This is a genomic window from Aneurinibacillus sp. UBA3580 (genome assembly GCF_002375825.1).
Classification (GTDB): Bacteria; Bacillota; Bacilli; order Aneurinibacillales; family Aneurinibacillaceae; genus Aneurinibacillus; species Aneurinibacillus danicus.
The window spans coordinates 1-20,965 of the sequence record NZ_DFMZ01000006.1; the positions used below are offsets into that span (position 1 = coordinate 1).

A 20,965-nucleotide genomic window follows, 5' to 3' on the forward strand; every position below is an offset into this window, starting at 1 on the left:
CATGTCGGGGTTGCGGCTGAGATGCCATGGTGGTTTTCTGTGAAAATCATGAGAAAAGAAGGGGAGGGAAGAGGAAGTGAGATTCAGGGAAGAAAAAGGCAGTCGCCTTTTTCTACATTAAAGTCCTGTCCTCACTCTTTCCTCTTTTTTCTTTCTTATGACAGAATTCAGCTGCCTTTCCTTCATTTTCATGTTAGGACTTGTGGTTAATCGGCCATGGTGTTTTTTATGACATAAAACCGTGGAGGACAAGAATAACATGTACAGAAGGGAAAAGAGCGGAGGGGGTTGCAGTGAAGAAAAAAATCGGGAAACAGCTGGTGCTCTACACATTGATTCTCGCGGTTGTGTATCTTGGAATTATTAAATACCAGCAGTATACGACAGACAGCTACCTCGCGGAGTTTCGGGCGCTGCGCGGCGAGGAAACGATAGAGCATATGGGCACGCTGTATAAAGATATTCTGGAGTATGAGGCCACCTATAAGTTAACGCCCCAGGTAAGCGCTCAATTGGTACAAAATCTGCTTGCAACAGGAAAAAAACTGAAGGAGATCGATCAGAAGTTAAAACAGAAATATCCGCAAAAGCATGTGGATTTCTCCTATTTATATCAGGATCTCTTTCTCGTGGTGAGACAACTTCAGGATAAAGCGAACGACGCAAAGCTGGCCGTTATGGTTGTGCATGCTGTAGAGGGATTGGGCAATATAAAAGTACAGTTGTATAGCTCCCGTAAATAAAAATCCCAGCGGACTTACCCGCCGGGATTTTATTTATAAAAATAGCGCAAGAATTTTGTAGATAATACCCGCCAGCAATGCACAGCTTGGAAGCGTGATGATCCATGTCATAACGATTCTGCGTGCCACACCCCATTTTACGCCTTTTACGCGTTTAGCGGCACCTACACCCATAATAGAGGAAGATACAACGTGTGTTGTACTAACAGGCAAATGGATAAGTGTAGCGCCAAAAATAATGACCGCGGAGGATAAGTCTGCCGCTGCTCCGTTCACAGGCTGCAGCTTCATAATCTTTCCTCCTACCGTTTTGATAATTTTCCAACCGCCGACCGATGTACCGGCACCCATGGCAATTGCGGCACTGATTCGCACCCACTCCGGAATTTCGCTGGAAGATTGGAATCCGCCGGCGATAAGCGCCAGCGTAATAATCCCCATCGCCTTCTGCGCATCATTCGTTCCGTGTGAATAGGACTGCAGGGCAGCCGTGAAAATCTGGAACGTCCGGAAGCCGCGGTTTGTTTTGCCAAGATTGAAGTTCTTAAATACCAGGGCAAACAGTGTCATCATTAAAAAACCGACGCCCAACGCAAGGAACGGAGAAATAATCAGAGATTGAAGGATTTTTATGAAGCCGGTGTAGTTCAGTATGCCAAAACCGGCCGCTCCGATCGCAGCACCTGCAATGGAGCCAATCAGCGCATGCGAGGAACTGCTGGGAATTCCGTACCACCAGGTAATCAGGTTCCAGGCAATCGCTGAAATAAGGGCGGCGAGCACAACAAGAGTACCGTTCTCGAGCGTGAACGGATCTACAATTCCTTTTGTTATCGTTTTGGCGACCCCGGTAAAGGTAATGGCCCCGATGAAGTTCATGACAGCCGCCAGAATAATGGCGGTTCGCGGGGTTAAAGCACGGGTCGATACAGAAGTCGCGATTGCGTTGGCCGTATCATGAAATCCGTTAATAAAATCAAATGCTAACGCGAGAATAACAATCGCGATAATAAGTATCATCATTGTATCCATAAAAAAAGAGCCTCTCCTTATGCATTTCTCATGATGATCGTTTCGAGGGTATCGGCTACGTCCTCACAGCTGTCGGAAATGCTTTCGAAGATTTCGTACAGCTCTTTGTATTGAATAATTTTAATCGGATCTTTTTCTTTGATGAAAAGTTCTTTGATGCACACACGCAACAGGTCGTCGCATTCGGACTCCAGGTCGTTGATTTTAATGGCATGCGGACGGATGTCCATCAGTTTTTTCTTGTTTAACAGCTTGGCGGACTTGGCCACTTCTTCCGTGCTTTTGAGGATTTTTTCAGTGAATTGGATCATATATTCGTCCACTTTGGTGATGTTGTACATCTCAAACCGGGAAGCGCACTGCTCCATGCCGTCGAGAATGTCGTCCATCGTATTCGCCAATTCAAGAATATCTTCCCTTTCAAGCGGAGTAATAAACGTTTTATTTAGCGCCACGATAATTTCGTGAATATAGCGGTCGCCTTTGGTCTCATATTCTTTCATTGTAGTGGCAAACTCTTTCAAATCTGCTTCGTTTTTAATTTTGAAATCAACGAAATACTGAGCCGCTGCTTTTACATTTTCGGCGATTGTGGATAACATATCCAGAAACACATCTCGTTTTGCCGAGAAAATCATGCAACAATACCTCCAAATTTTTTTTCATACAAGCTTCATTTTAGCAAATCCCATTGGACATTGAAATCTTAATTAAAAATTTACTAAAAGACAATGGCGCTCTTATAAAATTTACACAAACTTTACAAATATCCGGTTCCCCTTATTACATGTATACTGAATACTACCCGATATGACGAAAAATGACGCATGCCGGTTTGTTTTTATAAGTGTATACCATATTATTTTCATATAAAATGAAAGATTATATGCAAGAGGAGAGATAGAAAATGACGGAGATTGGATTTATTGGCGCGGGAAGATTGGGAACCGCGTTCGGTCTTTACCTTGCACGCCGGGAAGAGCATGTATCCGGCTATTACAGTCGTACCTATAGACATGCACAGATAGCGGCAGAGTCGGTGGGGAGAGGCTGCCGTCCGTTCCGGATATTGGACGAGTTATTAAAAAGCAGTGATTGGATTGCGATTACGACAAGCGATGGCGCCATTGGGGAAGTGAGCGCGGCTATAGCAAATAGTTCAATACCTATTGAGGAAAAAGTCATATTTCATATGAGCGGTGCCAGAGCATCGGATATACTGGCGCCGCTGGCAGAAAAGGGGGCATTGGTTGCCTCGCTTCATCCGCTGCAGACTTTTGCCGGAGGAACATCCGGATGCAGAGCGATGGAGCGGGCAATGTTCAGTATAGAGGGAGATGCAAGAGCTGTAAAACAGTTGGGCGATTGGCTGGACAGAATAGGCCAGGCACATTTTACGCTTGCTGCATGCCAGAAGCCGCTTTATCATGCAGCAGCAAGCATTGCTTCTAACGCTCTGACGGGCGTCATTGGGTATGCGGTCGAATTGATGAAGACCACCGGAATAGAAGAGAGGAAGGCGTTGTCTGCACTTTTTCCGCTGATTGAAACTACGGTACAAAATGTAATTGAGAAGGGGGCGGCACAGGCGCTAACCGGCCCGGTGGTCAGAGGAGACACAGGCACCGTGGAGACGCATTTGAAAGCGCTGATGGAGACGGCCCCGAACTTAGTTCCTTTTTACAAGACGCTGGGGAAAATTACGCTTGCAACAGCCGCACGCGAACAGCTAAAGGATGAACGGGCGATCGAACGACTGAACGACCTGTTCGAATAATGTACCAGTTTTGTTTGTGCGGGTGCGCGGTAGATAGCTATATAAGCCATACTTACTATGTTGACATTCTTTTGTGATATAAATAAAGAAGGATATCGATATATTAAGTCAAAGTTGTATAAAAAGGTGACACAGATGATGGTTCGACGTTTTCTATGTACCCTGTTCATTGCGTTGCTTGTTTCATATGAAATCGGTTTTAATAGCCTATTCATTATCCTGCTGCTATTGCCGTTGACTGTACAAGACAAAGACATTGAGCGCATTCGAAGAACGAGACGCCAAGAGTGGTTTACAAATACGTTTGTATTGTTGAGTATTGTTGTCATGGGGATTATTTCGACATCGATTTTCCAGGCGAATGATGCACTGCATGCCTGGGCGGAGAAGCAGCCGTTTTATATGGACGCCAATGCGTTTATGGCTTCTATTCCTTACAATGACGGTTCTTTCTTTTGGTTCCGGGAACTTACCCCGGCCGATCCCCTGTATGATGTGTACGTGATTGGTTTCATCGCTGTGTATCTTGTCTATGCAGTATACGCTTATGTAACGGCAAATCGCGAAACGCTCGTTCGCCTCCTGTTTGTCAACTGGCTGGTGCATGCCATTGTCGCGCTTCCGTTTTATTTGTTTTTTAACGTACATGAAGTGTGGTCAACCATTGGGTATAATTGGGGACATGTGCCGTACTCGGTCAAGAATTGTTTTCCGAGTCTTCATACATCGGTGGCGTTTGCCTGCATGCTATTGGCCATGAGAGAAAATAAGCGGTTTGCGGTATTTTGGGGAATATACAGCGTGCTGATCATTTTCACCACGCTATATTTGCGCATTCACTGGGTATTGGATGTAGCCGGCGGGCTTATGCTTGGCTGGGCGCTTTACCGTCTGGCGAATGCATGTGCCCCCATGATCATCGCACAGCTTGCGGCTAGAGATGCCGAACGGGAAGCGCGTCATGTGCTGCCGTGTTCTCTTCCTGTACGTACAGCCGAAAGAGAAGCTATACAGCGAATCAATCGTTAATAAGGTGAGTATAAAGGTAAGTGAACGAAAGGGGGCGGCAGCCCTCTTTTTTTGTGAAAATCATGAAGGAAGAAGGAAAGGGAAGAGGAAAAAAGATCCTCGGAGTTATTTTTGGGATCAGAGGAGCGGAGGGGGACTCTCTATGCTTCTCAGGCATTGGCTGTAATCGTCTTTCGTGCAGAACTGGCATGATGTAGTCTGTGAATGACGGCGCAGGCGGATGGCCATCGCATTTAGGAGTGTAGCAAGTTCCATTTGTTCAGTCTCATCGAGTACGAATTTCACGCCGTATTCATGAAATTCGTTCGTTCCCTCCACTTTTCTGACAATATATCCATGGAAGCTGAGTGTGCGATCCAGAATGCGGGTTTGAAATTCCAGGACAACGTATGGGTTTACCGGAAGTTTCAGATTGGTCATAAATCGCAAGCCTCCGGGACCGATATCAAGAATGCATGTTTTTGTGCTTCTCGTATCAATTTCGTTATCCTTGATTCTGACGATGGTCATATTGGCACAGAGCGGTTTTTGAAACGTTTGTCTAAAATGCTGTCGCTTGTTTTGATCTATCATACGTTCCCTTCCCTTTTTATGGAATTCCATTCTTTTATTTTATACGTCTTAAGATGTAAGAGGCATGATTCTTTTGGATTATTATATTTTTCTTAAGTTTATGTCGCCTATTGTCCCTTTTTTGCTTAAAGTGCCTGAATTATGAAGTAGAAAGGCAGAAGATGCCGAAAGGGAGGAGGTGACAGGCATGGCGGTAACAGGAAGAACAACAGAGGTGCAGATGGTTCTTTTGTTTCAAGACGGCGTGGATGCGAAGGGAAATGTGAAGCTGGCAAAAAAGATATACAAAAATGTGGCACCATCGGTCAGCGGTGACGATATTCATGAAATCGCAAATGCCCTGGCTGGTTTGCAGACGCTGCCGTTTGCGGGCGTGCAGCAAGTTGTCGTAAGCGAACTAACGGAAGAATAGGGACGAGTCCAAAGAAGAAAAAGAGGTGAGAAGATATGAAAACCCTGGAGATGACATTTGCGACAAGCGGTGGCGGCACTGTGCGAATAGCGGTTCCGAACCCGAAGCTTCCGGTCGATCCGATTGAAGTAGCGAATACGATGGAGCTTCTCGTAGCGAAGCAAGCTTTTTCCGCGATGTCGGGAAACATTGTCGGAAAAAAGGCCGCACGCGTAATCGACCATACCGTATTGCCGGTTTCGTTTGCATAGGAAGAAGCGCATGAACGAATGGGTGGCCTTCATTTCAAATGTGGGATTTCCGGTCGCGATTACGCTGTACCTGCTTGTACGGATTGAAGCCAGGCTCGAACAGCTTACGACATCCATTGCCCAGCTTGCGCAAACCATCCATTCCGTAAAGGAGTGAAAAAAAGCGGTCCTGTATTTATGAGCGGGACCGCTTTTTGCTCATACGGCTGAATATGATCGTGTATAAATTTTGTATAAACGTTACGATTTTCATAACAATTATCATAAATAAAAATGTTATAATGATAACAATAAAGCGTTTTCAAGAAAGGAGCACGGGTTAAATGAAAGAAGGAACGGATGCAGCAAGCCATCCGAAACTATACGAAATCCGACTGTTGATCTGTGTGGCTCAGGCGGACGGATACTTAGATGATGAGGAAATGGAACGGATTTTCCGTCAGGTGAATCTTGATATTTTCACCGTGCGGGAACGTCAGGTGTTTCATGATGATTTAGAGAACCCGAAAAATCCGGAAGACCTGGCGCGTGAGGTAAGCCCGTACTTGAGTGAGCCGGAAAAAATGATGCTTGTCCGCAAAATGTTTAAATTGGCTACGCTGGACAAAGAGATTGCACAGGAAGAAGTCACGATGGTTTATTTGATTGGGAGGGCGCTCGGTCTTATTGACAGTAAGATAAAAGAGATTGAAACATGGGTAATGGAAGGCATCAATTGGTTAGCACGCTGGGAAACCATCGTGAGAACCGTGCAACCGCTCAAGAACAAGAAAGTCTCTTCCTGAGTGATTTAAATAGGAGGAAAACGCATACATTTGTCGAATTGATTCTGCAGGGGAGAGTGGCAAACTGTAGAAAAAGTGGAGGCGAATGTATGGGTAACGAAGTAGCGGCGAAGACCAAAGTTTTATTCGAGAAAGAAGGACATCTGGCGTATGTGACGCTGAATCGTCCGGATGAGCTAAATTGCTTTGATTACGAAGTACTGACGCAGTTAGAAGGCATTCTTGACCAAATCCGTTTTGATAAAGGAATTCGTGCCGTCATTTTTACAGGTGCGGGTGATCGTTCTTTTAGCACGGGCGCAGACTTGAAAGAAAGACGAACGATGAGCGAAGCGCAGGTACGCCAGTTTATTCATAAGATTCGTTCCGTATTTGATATGGTGGAAGAATTGCCGCAGCCGACGATTGCCGCGATTAACGGATTCTGCTTCGGCGGTGGGTTCGAGATGGCTTTGGCATGCGATTTCCGCTACGCGGTAGATTCGGCTAAAATGGGGCTGACGGAAGTAAGCCTGGCGATTATTCCGGGCGCTGGCGGCACACAGCGTTTGCCGCGCTTAATTGGCAAAGGCAAAGCGAAGGAACTTATTTTTACTGGGCGCAGAATTGATGCTGTTACAGCGGAGAAATTGGGAATTTTAAACGGCGTGACGACGCGTGAAGACCTTCTTCCGAAATGCCGCGGACTGGCGGAAGAGATTATGCAAAACGGCCCGCTGGCTGTCATGCAGGCGAAATATGCGATAAACTACGGCATGGAAGCTGATTTAAAGACCGGCCTGAAAATCGAAACGAAAGCGTATGAAGTCATCATCCCGACAAAGGATCGCATCGAAGCGCTCAATGCCTTCAGCGAAAAGCGTAAGCCGGAGTTTAAGGGAGAATAAATGGATAAGATAAGAGGCCTGCTTATTGTTCGATATAGGCAGGCCTTTTTTCTGTGAAAATCGTGAGGAAAGAAGGAGAGAACGAGGAAAGGAGAGCCAGGGTAGAAAAAGGCGTTCACCTTTTTCTACATTGAAATCCTCTCCTCATTCTTTCCCCTCTTTCCTTTCCTTTCCTTTCGTCCCCCAAAAGTCAGCCGCCCTTCCCACGATTTTCATGTCGGGGTTGCGGCTGAAAAGCATGGTGGTTGTGCTTTTTAAAACGTGACTAATCCCATGTTTTTACGGACTTTATCCATGGTAGCGGAAGCGATTGTCCGGGCACGTTCCGCGCCGTCTTTCAGGATGGTAATTAATTCCGGGCTGTCGATCCACTGTTTGTATTTTTCCTGAATTGGCGTGAGAGTGTCGACTACTACTTCAGCGAGATCCTTTTTGAAATCGCCGTAGCCGCGGCCTTCATAACGCTGTACGATCGTCTCGATAGTTTCGCCGGTGCAGGCCGAATAAATAGTCAGCAGATTGCTGACGGCAGGTTTGTTTTCCTTGTCGTAACGTACAGTGCCTTCCGAATCAGTAACGGCACGCTTAATCTTCTTTGTGATGACATTCGGCTCGTCCAGCAGCGCGATGTAGCTGCCTGCATTTGGATTACTTTTGCTCATTTTTTTGGTCGGATCGTCAAGCGACATGATCCGGCCGCCGAATTCTTGAATCATCGGCTCAGGAATAACAAAAGTTTCGCCGTACTTTTTGTTAAAGCGTTCCGCCATATCCCGCGTAAATTCGAGATGCTGTTTCTGGTCTTCGCCGACTGGCACATGTGTCGTATTATAGAGCAAGATGTCCGCCGCCATAAGCGCCGGATACGTTAACAGACCTCCCGTCACAACCGCTTTCCCCGCAGATTTGTCCTTGTACTGTGTCATGCGCTCCAGCTCTCCGATATAGCCGGTGCACTGCATCAGCCAGCCGAGTTCGGCATGCTCGGGTACCTGGGACTGAATAAACAGGATCGATTTTTTCGGGTCGATACCAATGCTCAAATACATGGCGGCAAGCTGCATCGTATAATCACGCAGTTCGCTCGCTTCCTTTGGTACGGTCAGCGAGTGAAGGTTGACGATAGAGTAAATGCAATTGCCTTCCTCCTGTAAATCAACAAAGCGTTTCATTGCTCCGATATAGTTGCCCAGCGTAAAGCTTCCGCTCGGCTGTACGCCGGAAAAAATTTGTTTCATACCTGTCCACTCCTCTTATGTAAAATAAAAAAATCCCCCATCCGCAAGGGACGAGGGACCGTGGTGCCACCCTAATTAACCGGCATTTTGCCGGCTCGCTTTCTTCCCGCATAACGGAGGGAACCCGCCTCTGTCTACTGGCATTCGCGTTCAACAGGGAGCTCAGAAGTCCATTCGTGCGGGGAGTACGTACCGGGCTTCCACCGCCCCCGGCTCTCTGCGACGCCTCGTTCCGCCTACTTATCTTCATCATTGCTTTTACTATTTGAATTGAAAATAATGATAATACAAAACGACCATGGTTTTCAAGTGATTACATCACATCATGCTTATGAAGCTTTCCATAAATTCCCCTGGAATTGTAAATTAAGCGGGATAGTTATCGTTTTTATTATGGCAATCTTCACACTCGGACTTGTACGATTCGGCTTGTTCAGATAATACAACACCGCAGCGGGCACATGTTTTTTTTGGAAGGTTGTTATAGAACTCAGATACTGGAATCATCGTTGACGCCTCCTTTTTTTATCATTGTAATATAACAGATATTATGTTACAAATTACTGTTATATTATAAAGTAGTTGCTACATCGCAAATACTCCGTTATTCTCCGAATTTCTTTGAAATACTAAAAATTTTATATTTTTACATGAAAACAGAGCGCCCCTTGGCTCTAAACCGTTACCTGTTTATTGCCGCAAAGGCACAAAAAAATAAACACCCCAACCTTTTAGAGAGGCGGGGTGTCAATATTCTTATTTCGTAACTGTAATGATTTTGTTGTAGTGTCCTGGCTTTGCGTGGTCTGGCTCACACAGCACAATGACCTGGTCATCGTCCTCGTAAACGGAGCTTACTTCCAGCGTCCCGATACTCTGCGTATTGATGTCAAGACAGAAATGCAGGCATTGATGCTGCGTGCCCATAATTTCAGCAGACACTTTCTTGAGAATTCCTTTAATTTCTTTTTTCTCCTGCTTTGTCTCTACCTTTACGGTCACTTTTTTGCCTGTTAAGCCGCTTAAACACTTCTTTGCATCTGTTTGTAATTCAATTAATGTTTTTGGCTTGGCTTCTTTTTTTAACACATTCCTGAAAAAGCTAACCATAATTCCTCTCCTTATTTTGCCTACGAGGTTAGCTGACGGGTTCGGGCATAAGGTTGAATGCCCTACACCAGAGGTGATTCACCCCTACTACGTGGGTCCCCCGCTCCTTACGGATTCGGCGATTGAATCATGATTGAATCATCATAAGGCACAAGAGAGCAGATTGTCAATTAGATTTTTAGCGCACGCCAGATACGTGCTTTGGATGCTTTTCCTGCTGTCATTTTACCCTTACAATAGGGTAGGAAAACATAAAAAGAGTGTCGAATACGTAGGAAAAGGCAACAGGAGGAGTTAAATCATGGTAAGACAATTCCTGCGCAGAATGTTTGCGGGACGGAAAAACGAGGAAGAGCGTGAAGAGGCGACAGAACGGCCAGAGATGGAGCTAATGGAAGATACAATGGAAGCGGAAGAGGCAAAAGGGGCGGATTCCGTATCAGGTGTTGCCGTGGAAGAGAAAGTGTTGGAAGAACGACGTGCCGAACCGTACACGTATGTCATTACGCGCGATAAAATTGAGCACCATAGCTATAAACAAATCTTTCGCCTTATCGAAGAAATTCTGGAGCAAATTGAACGGGGGCTGCGCGGTGAGGGTCGCCTGCAGCTTCGCCTTTCGCCGGATCTGGCGGCGGAGACTGACGAATTCTTCGGCAAGCGTATCGGAAAATATATCGAGGGCGCTGAGCGGGAGACATATGATGCCACTGCGTTTTTTGATTGGACAGATGAAGAAACGGCCAGAATTTACCGGACGTATGTGTTACCTGTGCAGCCGGAGAAACAGCATACATTCGTGCAGAGCCGTCTGGTCATGATTTATGATACGTGTGAGGCGCTCGGGTGGGATGCACGCCGGGTTGTGGGCATGTTCGCCGAAGCGATTGGCTGGGAACTGAAGAAAGAGGATTTTATCCGCTTTGAACGGTGGCTGGACACGATGTCACAGCGTTTAGAGGATGAGGATACGCTGTCGTCTGCTGAGCATGGATACGGATTAGACAGCGCAGAACTCAATAATGCGGAACCTGAAGCCCGGCCTGAAGCGGAAGAGGACGAGTTTGCCCATATTACGCCGCTTCAAGTGTCGCGCGAAGAAGTGGAGAAGGAAGATATTACAAAACTGGCTGCTTTTTTTGATGATATCCTGTCAGATCCAAAGCGCATCCGCGAGAAGAGAGGCGGTCTGGTGTTTTCGTTTTACGGTTTTTCCGGTGAGCTTGAGGATGTCATGGGGGATGAGGGGGTTAACGCATGGGCCAGCCGCCTGGTGGAGCAGTACCCGTATGTGTTTTATTTTCTCAATGATGAATACGTTCCGATGACACGGTTTGTTACATCGATGGTGGTGACATCCCGTATGGAGGGCGACGAAGTGGTATATGACGCCGAAGAGCTGGATGAATTCATCGAATTTATCCAGACCGCCCTTGCCCGGCTCGCGGATTGGACAGGGGAAGATGCCAGCCAGGTTATTCAAGAATTCGAACAGAAGCTTTTTCAGACGTAAAGGAGATACAATGGAAGAAAATAAAAGAGACGAATTACAAAAAGAGACGTATCAAAAGGTTATAGAATCACTGCGGAACTCACTTCCGGACGATTGGCGGATAGAGAGCGGAGACGACCAGCGAGCCTCTGTTACGCTGTTTCACCCCAAGAAGCGGGACGGAGGCCTGAATGTAAAACTTGCGCCTCTGTTTGCTAAAGTAGAGCGGCATGAGTCGGAGAAGGAGCAGTGGATACAGGACTTTGTGAAAAAGGTGGTCCTGACCGCCCGCGAAGCGACGCAGAAGCATACACTACGTGGCAGTGAGGCACGCCTGTACCCGGTGCTTCGTCATCCGTCTTTTCTTGGGGGAGAGGAAAAGAAGAATATTGTATGGCGTGAGCATACGGCGGAAACGGCGATATTGTACGCGCTCGATTTGCAGATGAGCTATACGCTGGTGACGCGGGAGATGCTTGCGGAAGCAGGCATGAAGGAAGACGAGCTGCATAACACTGCTGTCACCAATCTAATCCGGCTTGACAGTGTACCAAAGCAGGATCAGGTGGGGGATAATGTGTTCTATTTCTTTGCAGCAGATGACAGTTACAGTGCCAGCCGTGTACTGAATCCTAATTTACTCTCCTGGATGCGCCAGAAAGTGAAGGGTAAGATGGGCGTAGCGCTTCCGCATCAAGACGTACTTATCGTCGCTGATCTGGCGGATGCCAAAGGCGCATATATGCTGGCACAAATCGCGGTTGATTTCTCGATGCGGGGCAACATTCCCATTTCCCCAATTCCGTTTATGTATGAGGACGGAGAGCTTGAACCGTACATGGTGATGCGCAATCCGAAACCCCGCCATAAATATCCGAGCCATGGAGGCAGAAAAAAGCGTCCACCGGAGCAATAACCAAAATAGCACGATAGAGAGCCGACATTTTTCTTATTCGAAAAATGCCGGCTTTCATTGTCGTTATTTGTAATAAAATATCGAAAGAATATTCTATATTTTCTTAAAAAAACTATTTATTTTGCGAGCGCCTTCATATATAGTAGGTGATGGATTGGCATATTAAAAATTAAAGGAGGCATTTGTTCATGCAGCTAGCTTCGCCATCGTTACATCCCAATGTTGAAAAGTTCCTCAAAGAGCCAAAGAAAATGTTGATAGGCGGTCAATGGGTGGAAGCTGCGAGCGGCAAGACGTTCGCGACGATCAACCCGGCCACGAAGGAAGTATTGTGCCAGGTGGCCGAAGGCGATGCAGAGGATATTGACAGAGCGGTAAAAGCAGCGAGAGCGGCTCTTAGCGGCCCATGGAGCAAAATTAGTCCGTCACAGCGCGGACAATTGCTGTATCGTCTGGCCGATTTGATTGAACAAAATGCAGAGGAATTGGCGCAATTGGAAACGCTGGATAACGGAAAGCCAATTCGGGAAACGAGCAATGGGGATGTCCCGCTAACAGTGGATCATTTCCGTTACTACGCAGGCTGGGCAACGAAGATTTACGGACAGACCATTCCGGTTTCCGTACCGAATTATTTCAATTATACGAAACGGGAGCCGGTCGGCGTAGTCGGCCAGATTATCCCGTGGAACTTCCCGCTGCTTATGGCGGCATGGAAGTTGGGCGCGGCACTCGCCTGCGGTAACACTGTAGTATTGAAGCCGGCAGAGCAGACACCGCTATCGGCCCTCCGCTTAGGAGAGCTTATTATGGAAGCCGGATTTCCGGAAGGCGTGGTCAATATCGTGCCTGGATTCGGCGAAACGGCGGGACAGCCGCTCGTCGAACATTATGATGTAGATAAGATTGCGTTTACCGGCTCGACTGAAGTAGGACGACTGATTATGCAGAAAGCGGCAGGAACATTGAAGAAAATTTCCTTGGAGCTGGGCGGCAAGTCGCCGAATATTATTCTTCCGGATGCGGACATGTCCCGGGCGATTCCAGGAGCGTTGAGCGGTATTTTCTTCAATCAGGGACAAGTATGCTGCGCGGGTTCACGCTTGTATGTACACAAAAAAGTGTACGATAATGTACTAAGTGATATGGTATCTCATGCAGAGAAAATTAAAGTGGGCAATGGCCTGTTACCGGACACCGAGATGGGACCTCTTGTGTCGGTAGAGCAGTACAATCGGGTAACCGATTATATCGATATCGGACAAAAAGAAGGGGCACAGATAATCTCTGCCGTGCGGGAGGATGAGACGCTTGCACAGGGTTATTTTGTGACGCCGACGGTGTTCTCGGAAGTATCGGATGATATGACGATCGCCCAGGAAGAAATTTTCGGTCCGGTGCTGGCGGCCATGCCGTTTGAGGACATTGACGATTTGATTGAGCGAGCGAACCGCACGACGTATGGGCTTGCAGCAGGCGTATGGACGCAGAACGTTGCCAATGCCCACAAGCTGGCGGACCGTATTAAAGCCGGTACAGTTTGGGTGAACTGCTATAATGTATTTGACGCTGCTTCACCGTTTGGCGGATATAAGCAGAGCGGTATCGGGCGCGAGATGGGCAGCTACGCGCTTGAATTATACACAGAAGTGAAGAGTGTTTGGGTGAATATTCGTTAAGCGAAGAGGAAATTTCATAATAATAAAATCCAGGGAGTGGAAACGTGAACCAGGTTTCCATTCCCTGGATTTTTTATGGTATAGGAAAGTATATGTCGATTTACAGTGCTAAAGCGACATATACTTTCCCTCCATTGTAATCGAGGAAAAACTCGCGAGGCGTGTGCGGCCGCTTGTCTTCTGTGTGGAAAAAGGACGAGCGGCAACGCCCGCGAGTTTTTCTCATAATACAGGAATAATTTTCAATCAAATTAATTGTTAGATTATTTGCAAAAATACTATTAATATCATAAATAATATGTTAGACTGCAATAAATGGTATACAATATACTTTATGCTAAGGAGGGGTGACGAGTGCAAACTTGTAGTTAGAAATCAGGTGAAAAGCAGTAAAGATAAACGGAAAATCTAAAGGAAAGTAAGCGCTTACGGCGGGTGGAAGGGACAATTAGACAAGGAGGGATATGGATGGATTGGGATTTAGCACATATTATTTACGCGTCAGGAGCCGTCACTGTTGTGCTGGCAATGCTGTTCCGCAAAGGGGTTATTATTCCTTCGCTCGTCACTACATTTTTGCTGGGCTGGGCTTATAAAGGCGGATTCGGGGAAGGTATCGTAGCGGGACTGGCCGCAATCTACAACGCAAATATTATGGCAGCCAAAGAGTTGTTCAGCATTATACTGCTGATTGCGTTTATGGTAGGGATGCTGAACGCTTTAAAAGAGCTCGGAGCTGACCGAAAAATGATTGCGCCCATTCAGGGCGTCATCGTAAACGGGCATATGGCATACTGGATTTTATTCGGCGCAACCGCCCTGTTATCGACCGCATTCTGGCCGACGCCGGCCATTCCGCTTGTCGCTGCGGTGCTTATCCCGGTAGCGCTGCGCGTCGGGTTACCTCCGATGGGCATAGCCATTGCCGTAACGTTGGCCGGCCAGGGGATGGCGTTGGCTGCTGATGCGTTGATGCAGGTGGCTCCCGCGTTATCTGCCAAAGCGGCCGGCGCACCGCAAATAGCCGAAGACGTATGGATGAAGTCTATCGTGCTAACGCTCGTTGTAGGAGGAGTGGCAAGCGTTATCTCTTATGCCCGTATTGCTAAAACCATTAAAAAGCCGGTGGACACCTCTGAAGAACAGGATAACTTGAATAAAGAGTACTTCGGGGAAGGCGAAGCAGAAGCGGCGGCAACTCTGGAGTTTATGCCGCAGAAAGAGTCCGGCACGATTGCTGCATTCTTTGCTATATTTACTATTGTAGCCTTTCTGCTCGATATTGTCGCGATGAGTGTATTCGATATCAAAGGCGGAGACGCGGGCGCATTAATTGGCGGTACTGCAGCGCTTATTATGCTGGTAGCCACGATTGCCAGGCATAAAGGCGAAGCCTTTGAAGAGATTGGAGAACGGCTGACCGAGGGATTCGGGTTTGCCATTAAAATTATGGGTTCGATTATCCCGATTGCCGCCTTCTTCTTTCTGGGTGGACAGGAGCACTCTGTGGCCGTGTTCGGCGAAGGGGCACCTGGTTTTTTGTTCGATATCGTGGACGGTATTCAGGCGTATATTCCAAGCAATGAATTTATCGCGGCATTCGGCGTGCTATTGGTCGGTATTTTGTGCGGTATTGACGGTTCAGGCTTTGCCGGCCTGCCGATTACCGGCGCACTTGCCGGTGCGCTATCGCACGGGACAGGCATTGACACATCCATGCTGGCGGCCGTTGGTCAGATGGGATCGATTTGGTCCGGCGGCGGTACATTTATTGCCTGGTCTTCGCTGGTAGCGGTTGCCGCTTTCGTCGGTGTATCGCCCATCGAATTGGCCAGGAAGAACTTTTTCCCTGTAATAACCGGACTTGTCGTTGCGACTATGCTGGCCGTGCTCATCTGGTAAGCGCAAATGCAAGCAAAAAGCCGTTGAGTCGGTGGTTATACCACTTCATCGACGGCTTTGTTATGCCTTTTTGCCGCTGCGTTAAACAAAGCGGAAGCAATGGTCTTAGCCATGCTGCGTACCGATTTTTCGTTTGCGGTCTGCAGCATCATATAGTTGTACGGACCGGTCGTATTCACGATGCCTTTTATGTGGATATCGCCTACTTCGGGCAACTGCTTTTTCATACTGTTGCCAGGAAAGAGCGGGCCTTCGAGCAATTGAATGTAGCCGATATGGTGCAGGTGGCCGAGCGAGGCATCAATGGCTACCACAAATGGATTGTCGTATTTTTGCTGAATTTCTTTCATCGTATCATGCAGATTCAATGCGTGCACCGGCTCCTTAATCGTGCCGTATACATGCGCGTTCTTCAATTCGCTGTCCTGAAGCAGCGTCCCAATCATCGGCCCGAGCGCATCGCCTATCGCTTTGATTGTGCCGATGCAGACAAACACAAGGGGGCGGTCTCCTGCCGCACGGAACAAAAGCGCCAGACCTTTGCTTAATTGCTCTGCTGCTGTTCTTTCTTTATAATGCGTTTGTACAATCATGGGAATCTCTCCAATAAATTTTTTCGCTCTATTATACCACATGCTACGGTACCTTCTTTTCTCATGATTTTCACAGAAACAAGAGTATGGATATATCAAGACATATTCACATAAGGACTATCCATCATTTAAATTATGGTATACAATATACAGTATAAAAGACAAAAAAACAATCAGGCAGGGAGGAGTAGTTGTGAACATTTATGATCTGCAGCAAATGACCTGGCCGGAAATTAAAGATGCGCTTACGAGCGCCAGATTGGCGATTGTTCCAATTGGCGCGCATGAGCAGCACGGACCGCATATGGTGGAAAGCTGCGATGCGGTGCTGGCGAAGCGAATGGCCGATAGGCTTGCGGAACGCCTTCATCCCCTTGCGCTTGTCGCTCCCGCTGTAACAATGGGAATCTCGCCGCATCACTTGAATTTTCCCGGTACGATTTCGCTTCAACCCGAGACGATGATTAGCCTGTTGCGGGATATTACTGCGTCGCTCAAGCATCACGGTATCACTACGTTTTTGTGGCTGAATGCACACGGGGGGAATCAGTCTACGCTATCGGTAGCCTGCCAGAAGATAAGCGTGGAGCAAGACGTCACCATTTATTATGCAAAAACAACGGCGAGTGCAAGCGACGTTTATAAGGAATATATCGCTTCCTCTCCTTTTGGGCATAGCTGTGAACGGGAAATATCGGAGGCGTATTATCTTGCGCCGGAGCTTATTAGGGAGGATAAATTGCAGAAGGGGCAGTTGAACCCGAATCCACGTTGGCGTCATCTGCGGCCAGGCAAGCCGCTTCAGGGATTCTATCGTTACGAAGAAATGACCGAGAACGGTTGCATTGGGGACGCCACGTGGGGCAGCTACGAACTTGGAGAAAAGATTGTAGAAACCGCGCTGGATCGCTTAGAAGAAGAGCTGCGGTATATGCTCAATGTACAGGGGTCTATAAAAAGTTTATAGAAAACTCGAATTTTTAGATAAATTCTATTGACAGGTTGTTTATATGTGTTAATATAAAAACAAGAAACGATTTGGTATACAATATACTAAAAGAGCAGCCATTTATCTTATTGTTAGAAATACATAGAAGATAAATTTGGACAAGCTCTTACTCTTTCACCAAATTGGTATACAATATACAAGGAGGAATGAACAATGGCAGAATTGATGGACAAAGAAGTGTTTCGCGAGAAGCTGGAAGCGGCGGTAAAAGGCAACAGCAGTGAGGTAGCTCCGTTTACAAACGCATGGGCTGAAGGTCAGCTAACACGCGAGCAGTTCGCAAAATGGGTAGAGCAGCACTATCACTACGTAGGGCCGTTCGCAGACTATTTAGGATACATGTATTCCAATTGTCCGTATGAAGATGCGAAAGATTTCCTCTTGCAAAACATGTGGGAAGAAGAGCTTGGCGGCGACCGTCACACAGACCTGCTGATTCGCTTCGGCGAAGTATGCGGCACGACGCGGGAAAAGGTGGAAAACCCGGACAATATGCTGGCTACGACGCTTGGTCTGCAAAGCTGGTGCTACGCGATAGCCATGCGCGAGAATTTCATCGTAGCAACGGCGGCGCTCATCATCGGACTTGAATCACAGGTGCCGGGCATCTACCGCAAACAGACGCCGATTCTGCGTGAGAAGTATGGATTCACCGATCATGAAATCGAATTCTTCGACCTGCACATCGTCTCCGACGAAATTCACGGCGAGCGTGGCTACCAAATCGTACTGAAATATGCCAATACGCCTGAATTGCAGGAACGCTGCTTGAAAGCGGTACAGAAAGCGACGGAAATGCGCCGCATGTATATCGATGGCATCTACCGTGCTGTCGTAGAAGAAAAGCCGTATGCAACATTATAGAGAATAGAGTGACTGGAAGTAAGAAGTTGGATATATGGTAAGCGTAACCGTGATAAAAGTCAAAATTATACCGTATGCAAGCAGCTCTCTCGGACAGAGAGAGCTGTTTGTACTAAAAATGAAATAAGGATAAAGGTTGAAAGTAGATACGATAAGCTCTTTCTCTTACTTTCTTGTCTAACTTCTAAAAGTTGAGGTGATTGACTTGACAGCAGCGACAGGTGTAACAACGTACCAGAATCTAATTGACGGTGAATGGGTGGCACCTTCTAGCGGTCAGTACTTCGAAAGCATTAATCCTGCCGATATCGAAGATTGCGTAGGCCGCTTCCCGGCTTCCGATGTTCGCGACGCCGAGCGGGCGATTGCGGCGGCGCGGCGGGCGCAGAAGGAATGGGCGAAGCATCCTCCTTCGAAAAAAGCAGCCATTTTATATAAAGCGGCCGATTTGCTGGAGGAGCGGGCAGAGCAATACGGACGGGAACTTACACGGGAAGAAGGAAAAGTGCTGGCGCAGGCCATTATGGAAGTTAAGCGTTCCGCCCAGACGCTTAGATATTACGCATCCGAAGGATTGAATGTAACCGGGCAGACACTTCCTGCTGACGATGGCAGTTTTCTTTATACCAAACAGGAGCCGCTTGGGGTCATTTCTGTTATTACACCGTGGAATTTTCCAATTTCCATTCCGGCGCGCAAAATCGCGCCTGCATTGGTGACAGGAAATACGGTTGTTTTCAAACCGGCTTCTGATACGCCGCTTATCGGACTTCGTCTGGCCGAGTGTTTGTATGAGGCGGGATTGCCGGCCGGCGTGCTGAACTTTATCACCGGGTCGGCATCTAAAATCGGCGGCATTCTTGTCTCTCACAAAGATATCAATGCGGTGACATTCACCGGCTCCACATATGCCGGAGAGCAAATTCACAAGAACTCTTCCTTTAAGACACGCTTACAGCTCGAACTGGGAGGCAAGAATCCGCTGATCGTGATGGATGATGCGGATGTGGAGCAGGCGGTGCGGATGACTATTGCCGGCGGCTTCAGTCTGACTGGCCAGGCCTGCACCGGAACAAGCCGGGTATTCGTAATGGAAGCTGTATATGACAGCTATGTGGAAAAGCTGGTGGAAGCTACACGCACATTGACCATCGGAAGCGGAATGGACGAAGGTGTTAAGTTGGGACCGCTCGCCAATGAAAGCCAACTGCGTACCGTGCTCGAGTATGTAGAAAGTGGTAAGGCGGAAGGGGCGACGCTTCTGACCGGCGGCGAACAGCTGACAGAAGGCGAATTGAGGAAGGGGTATTATGTCTCGCCGGCCGTGTTCGTTGATGTAACGCCTGAGATGCGTATTATGCGCGAAGAAATCTTCGGTCCGGTCATCGGTGTCATGAAAGTTTCTTCATTCGAGGAGGCGTTGGCGCTGGCGAATGATACGGAATACGGGTTGGCCGCGGCCATTTGCACGGCTGACGAAAAAACAGCCACCAAATTTGTCGATCAAATTGAAGCCGGCATGGTAAAAGTGAATAAGCCGACAACGGGAGTGGCATACAACGCTCCGTTTGGCGGCATGAAAAATTCCAGCACGGCCACCTATCGTGAAAGCGGCCGAGACGCACTTGCATTTTATGTCCAAGCAAAAACTGTTTATCGTTAAGTTTGAAGCATAGAATGAAAGAGGAAGGGAGAATCAACTATGCGGCAAGTACTGAGACTTGAACTTGAAGAAGCGAAAATTATGATTGAAGCGGCACGGAAAAAGGCGGAAGAAATCGGCGTGCTGGAGACGATATGCGTGGTGGACGACGGCGGTTATGCGATTGCGCTTGAGAGAATGAACGGCTCGCGCATTACCGGCGTAGAGATTTCAATGGCCAAAGCCTTTACTGCGTCCGGCCATAAGCGCTCCACACATCTATTTAACAAAGAGGGAGGTCCTGCAGCCGTTGGCGGAGAAGCTTTTGGTATTCAGCAAATGATTCCCGGCAAGTTTGCCATCTTCGTAGGAGGATTCCCGGTCGTCGTAAACGGGGAGGTCATCGGTGGCGTCGGCGTGAGCGGCGGAAACGGCGAACAGGATACAGCGGTCGGCACTGCCGCCTTAGAAGCGCTCCAGAAATATCTGGGCAGCGAGTATGAAGTGATGGTAGAGGCCGACATTAAAAAATAACCGAAGAAGGAAAGCTTCTCCAATGAAAAGGGGCGGTACGGATGGCACAACCTTTAATCAGGTCGAGCAGCGCCGCTCCCGCCGCACGCCCCGCCGCGCGGATGGGAGAGCTGAATCGCATGCTGCTTGCGATTTGCCTGGGGGCGTTTGTTTCCCATTTGACGGCGGGCATCGTAAATATTGCGCTTCCGGGTCTATCCATACTCTTTCAGCAGGACATCTCCCTTGTGCAGTGGGTAGCTTCCGGTTATCTGCTGGTCATCGCTTCCCTGCTTCCGATGATGGGGAAATGGGGCGATAGGTTCGGGGGCAAGCGCATTCATAATACAGGTTATATTATTTTTGGAGTTAGCTCTGTTTTGACGTTATTTGCGGAAACGCTCTATGGTTTGCTTGTCCTGCGGGTCGTTCAGGCGCTTGGCGCGGCGATGTTTCAGGCAACGAACATCGGGCTTGTCAGCCGCTATTTTCCACAAGAGTCGCGTGGAAGAGCGTTG

Annotated in this window: 25 protein-coding genes, 1 riboswitch and 1 other annotated feature; of the genes, 18 read left to right on the forward strand and 7 right to left on the reverse strand. The window is 47.8% G+C overall.

The window, feature by feature from the left end; translation table 11 throughout:
• The coding region (locus B2899_RS01035) for a hypothetical protein (protein ID WP_286883391.1) at positions 1-210 on the forward strand (210 nt) is incomplete at its 5' end.
• A gap of 83 nt (positions 211-293) precedes the next feature.
• Complete coding sequence (locus B2899_RS01040; protein ID WP_146810941.1) at positions 294-743, forward strand: hypothetical protein; 450 nt, start codon at positions 294-296, stop codon at positions 741-743.
• Between the two features lie 33 nt (positions 744-776).
• Here the strand turns inward: B2899_RS01040 and B2899_RS01045 are convergent, their stop codons facing one another.
• Together B2899_RS01045 and B2899_RS01050 are read right to left on the reverse strand one after the other, a co-directional pair.
• Positions 777-1,775: an inorganic phosphate transporter gene (locus tag B2899_RS01045; protein WP_146812172.1), complete on the reverse strand. Its 999-nt coding sequence runs from the start codon at positions 1,773-1,775 to the stop codon at positions 777-779.
• A gap of 17 nt (positions 1,776-1,792) precedes the next feature.
• Complete coding sequence (locus B2899_RS01050; protein WP_146812171.1) at positions 1,793-2,413, reverse strand: DUF47 domain-containing protein; 621 nt, start codon at positions 2,411-2,413, stop codon at positions 1,793-1,795.
• Positions 2,414-2,682: 269 nt separating this feature from the next.
• Between B2899_RS01050 and B2899_RS01055 the strand changes: the two genes are divergently transcribed.
• Positions 2,683-3,552, forward strand: a complete 870-nt coding sequence (locus tag B2899_RS01055; protein ID WP_146812170.1) for a Rossmann-like and DUF2520 domain-containing protein — start codon at positions 2,683-2,685, stop codon at positions 3,550-3,552.
• A 135-nt stretch (positions 3,553-3,687) separates the two neighbouring features.
• Positions 3,688-4,581 carry a phosphatase PAP2 family protein gene (locus B2899_RS01060; protein WP_170230386.1) on the forward strand — a complete coding sequence of 298 codons (894 nt, stop codon included), beginning with the start codon at positions 3,688-3,690 and terminating at the stop codon, positions 4,579-4,581.
• Between the two features lie 117 nt (positions 4,582-4,698).
• Here the strand turns inward: B2899_RS01060 and B2899_RS01065 are convergent, their stop codons facing one another.
• A complete protein-coding gene (locus B2899_RS01065; RefSeq protein WP_146812168.1) occupies positions 4,699-5,154 on the reverse strand; it encodes a PilZ domain-containing protein in 456 nt (151 codons plus the stop codon).
• Positions 5,155-5,341: 187 nt separating this feature from the next.
• On the opposite strand from B2899_RS01065, the gene B2899_RS01070 reads away from it, so the two are divergent.
• The 5 genes from B2899_RS01070 to B2899_RS01090 all read left to right on the forward strand — a co-directional run bounded on the left by B2899_RS01070 (position 5,342) and on the right by B2899_RS01090 (position 7,489).
• Positions 5,342-5,566 (forward strand): DUF1659 domain-containing protein, encoded by a 225-nt coding sequence (locus tag B2899_RS01070; protein WP_146812167.1) that lies wholly within the window; start codon positions 5,342-5,344, stop codon positions 5,564-5,566.
• Between the two features lie 35 nt (positions 5,567-5,601).
• Positions 5,602-5,817, forward strand: a complete 216-nt coding sequence (locus tag B2899_RS01075) for a DUF2922 domain-containing protein (protein WP_286883397.1) — start codon at positions 5,602-5,604, stop codon at positions 5,815-5,817.
• 10 nt (positions 5,818-5,827) lie between these two features.
• Positions 5,828-5,974, forward strand: coding sequence for a YvrJ family protein (locus B2899_RS01080; protein WP_146812165.1), 147 nt, complete (start codon positions 5,828-5,830; stop codon positions 5,972-5,974).
• A 166-nt stretch (positions 5,975-6,140) separates the two neighbouring features.
• A complete protein-coding gene (locus B2899_RS01085; protein WP_286883399.1) occupies positions 6,141-6,602 on the forward strand; it encodes a DUF533 domain-containing protein in 462 nt (153 codons plus the stop codon).
• A gap of 89 nt (positions 6,603-6,691) precedes the next feature.
• Positions 6,692-7,489: an enoyl-CoA hydratase-related protein gene (locus B2899_RS01090; protein WP_286883401.1), complete on the forward strand. Its 798-nt coding sequence runs from the start codon at positions 6,692-6,694 to the stop codon at positions 7,487-7,489.
• A gap of 254 nt (positions 7,490-7,743) precedes the next feature.
• On the opposite strand, the gene trpS is transcribed toward B2899_RS01090, so the two are convergent.
• The 3 genes from trpS to B2899_RS01105 all read right to left on the reverse strand — a co-directional run bounded on the left by trpS (position 7,744) and on the right by B2899_RS01105 (position 9,837).
• Entirely contained in the window at positions 7,744-8,727 is a 984-nt protein-coding gene (gene trpS / locus B2899_RS01095; RefSeq protein ID WP_146812162.1) for a tryptophan--tRNA ligase, read from the reverse strand.
• 43 nt (positions 8,728-8,770) lie between these two features.
• Positions 8,771-8,989 (reverse strand) — a binding site (T-box leader).
• Between the two features lie 104 nt (positions 8,990-9,093).
• Entirely contained in the window at positions 9,094-9,234 is a 141-nt protein-coding gene (gene yhfH / locus B2899_RS01100; RefSeq protein WP_146812161.1) for a protein YhfH, read from the reverse strand.
• Positions 9,235-9,483: 249 nt separating this feature from the next.
• Complete coding sequence (locus B2899_RS01105) at positions 9,484-9,837, reverse strand: hypothetical protein (protein ID WP_146812158.1); 354 nt, start codon at positions 9,835-9,837, stop codon at positions 9,484-9,486.
• A 2-nt stretch (positions 9,838-9,839) separates the two neighbouring features.
• Positions 9,840-9,968, reverse strand: a riboswitch (cyclic di-AMP (ydaO/yuaA leader).
• 170 nt (positions 9,969-10,138) lie between these two features.
• Between B2899_RS01105 and B2899_RS01110 the strand changes: the two genes are divergently transcribed.
• The 4 genes from B2899_RS01110 to B2899_RS01125 all read left to right on the forward strand — a co-directional run bounded on the left by B2899_RS01110 (position 10,139) and on the right by B2899_RS01125 (position 15,826).
• On the forward strand, positions 10,139-11,350 hold the full coding sequence (locus B2899_RS01110; protein WP_170230385.1) for a hypothetical protein: 1,212 nt from the start codon (positions 10,139-10,141) through the stop codon (positions 11,348-11,350).
• A gap of 10 nt (positions 11,351-11,360) precedes the next feature.
• On the forward strand, positions 11,361-12,245 hold the full coding sequence (locus B2899_RS01115; protein ID WP_170230384.1) for a DUF1444 family protein: 885 nt from the start codon (positions 11,361-11,363) through the stop codon (positions 12,243-12,245).
• A gap of 188 nt (positions 12,246-12,433) precedes the next feature.
• Entirely contained in the window at positions 12,434-13,924 is a 1,491-nt protein-coding gene (locus B2899_RS01120) for an aldehyde dehydrogenase family protein (protein ID WP_146812156.1), read from the forward strand.
• Between the two features lie 468 nt (positions 13,925-14,392).
• Complete coding sequence (locus tag B2899_RS01125; protein ID WP_146808704.1) at positions 14,393-15,826, forward strand: hypothetical protein; 1,434 nt, start codon at positions 14,393-14,395, stop codon at positions 15,824-15,826.
• 35 nt (positions 15,827-15,861) lie between these two features.
• On the opposite strand, the gene yyaC is transcribed toward B2899_RS01125, so the two are convergent.
• Positions 15,862-16,419, reverse strand: coding sequence for a spore protease YyaC (yyaC, locus tag B2899_RS01130; protein WP_170230148.1), 558 nt, complete (start codon positions 16,417-16,419; stop codon positions 15,862-15,864).
• A 193-nt stretch (positions 16,420-16,612) separates the two neighbouring features.
• Between yyaC and B2899_RS01135 the strand changes: the two genes are divergently transcribed.
• The 5 genes from B2899_RS01135 to B2899_RS01155 form a co-directional block, all read left to right on the forward strand.
• Entirely contained in the window at positions 16,613-17,386 is a 774-nt protein-coding gene (locus tag B2899_RS01135; protein WP_146808706.1) for a creatininase family protein, read from the forward strand.
• 195 nt (positions 17,387-17,581) lie between these two features.
• Positions 17,582-18,292: a TenA family transcriptional regulator gene (locus tag B2899_RS01140; RefSeq protein ID WP_146808707.1), complete on the forward strand. Its 711-nt coding sequence runs from the start codon at positions 17,582-17,584 to the stop codon at positions 18,290-18,292.
• A 196-nt stretch (positions 18,293-18,488) separates the two neighbouring features.
• On the forward strand, positions 18,489-19,955 hold the full coding sequence (locus B2899_RS01145; protein WP_349679033.1) for an aldehyde dehydrogenase family protein: 1,467 nt from the start codon (positions 18,489-18,491) through the stop codon (positions 19,953-19,955).
• A 39-nt stretch (positions 19,956-19,994) separates the two neighbouring features.
• Complete coding sequence (locus B2899_RS01150) at positions 19,995-20,468, forward strand: GlcG/HbpS family heme-binding protein (protein ID WP_286883415.1); 474 nt, start codon at positions 19,995-19,997, stop codon at positions 20,466-20,468.
• Positions 20,469-20,509: 41 nt separating this feature from the next.
• Positions 20,510-20,965 (forward strand): MFS transporter (locus B2899_RS01155; RefSeq protein WP_286883417.1); only part of this gene is annotated, 456 nt, incomplete at its 3' end.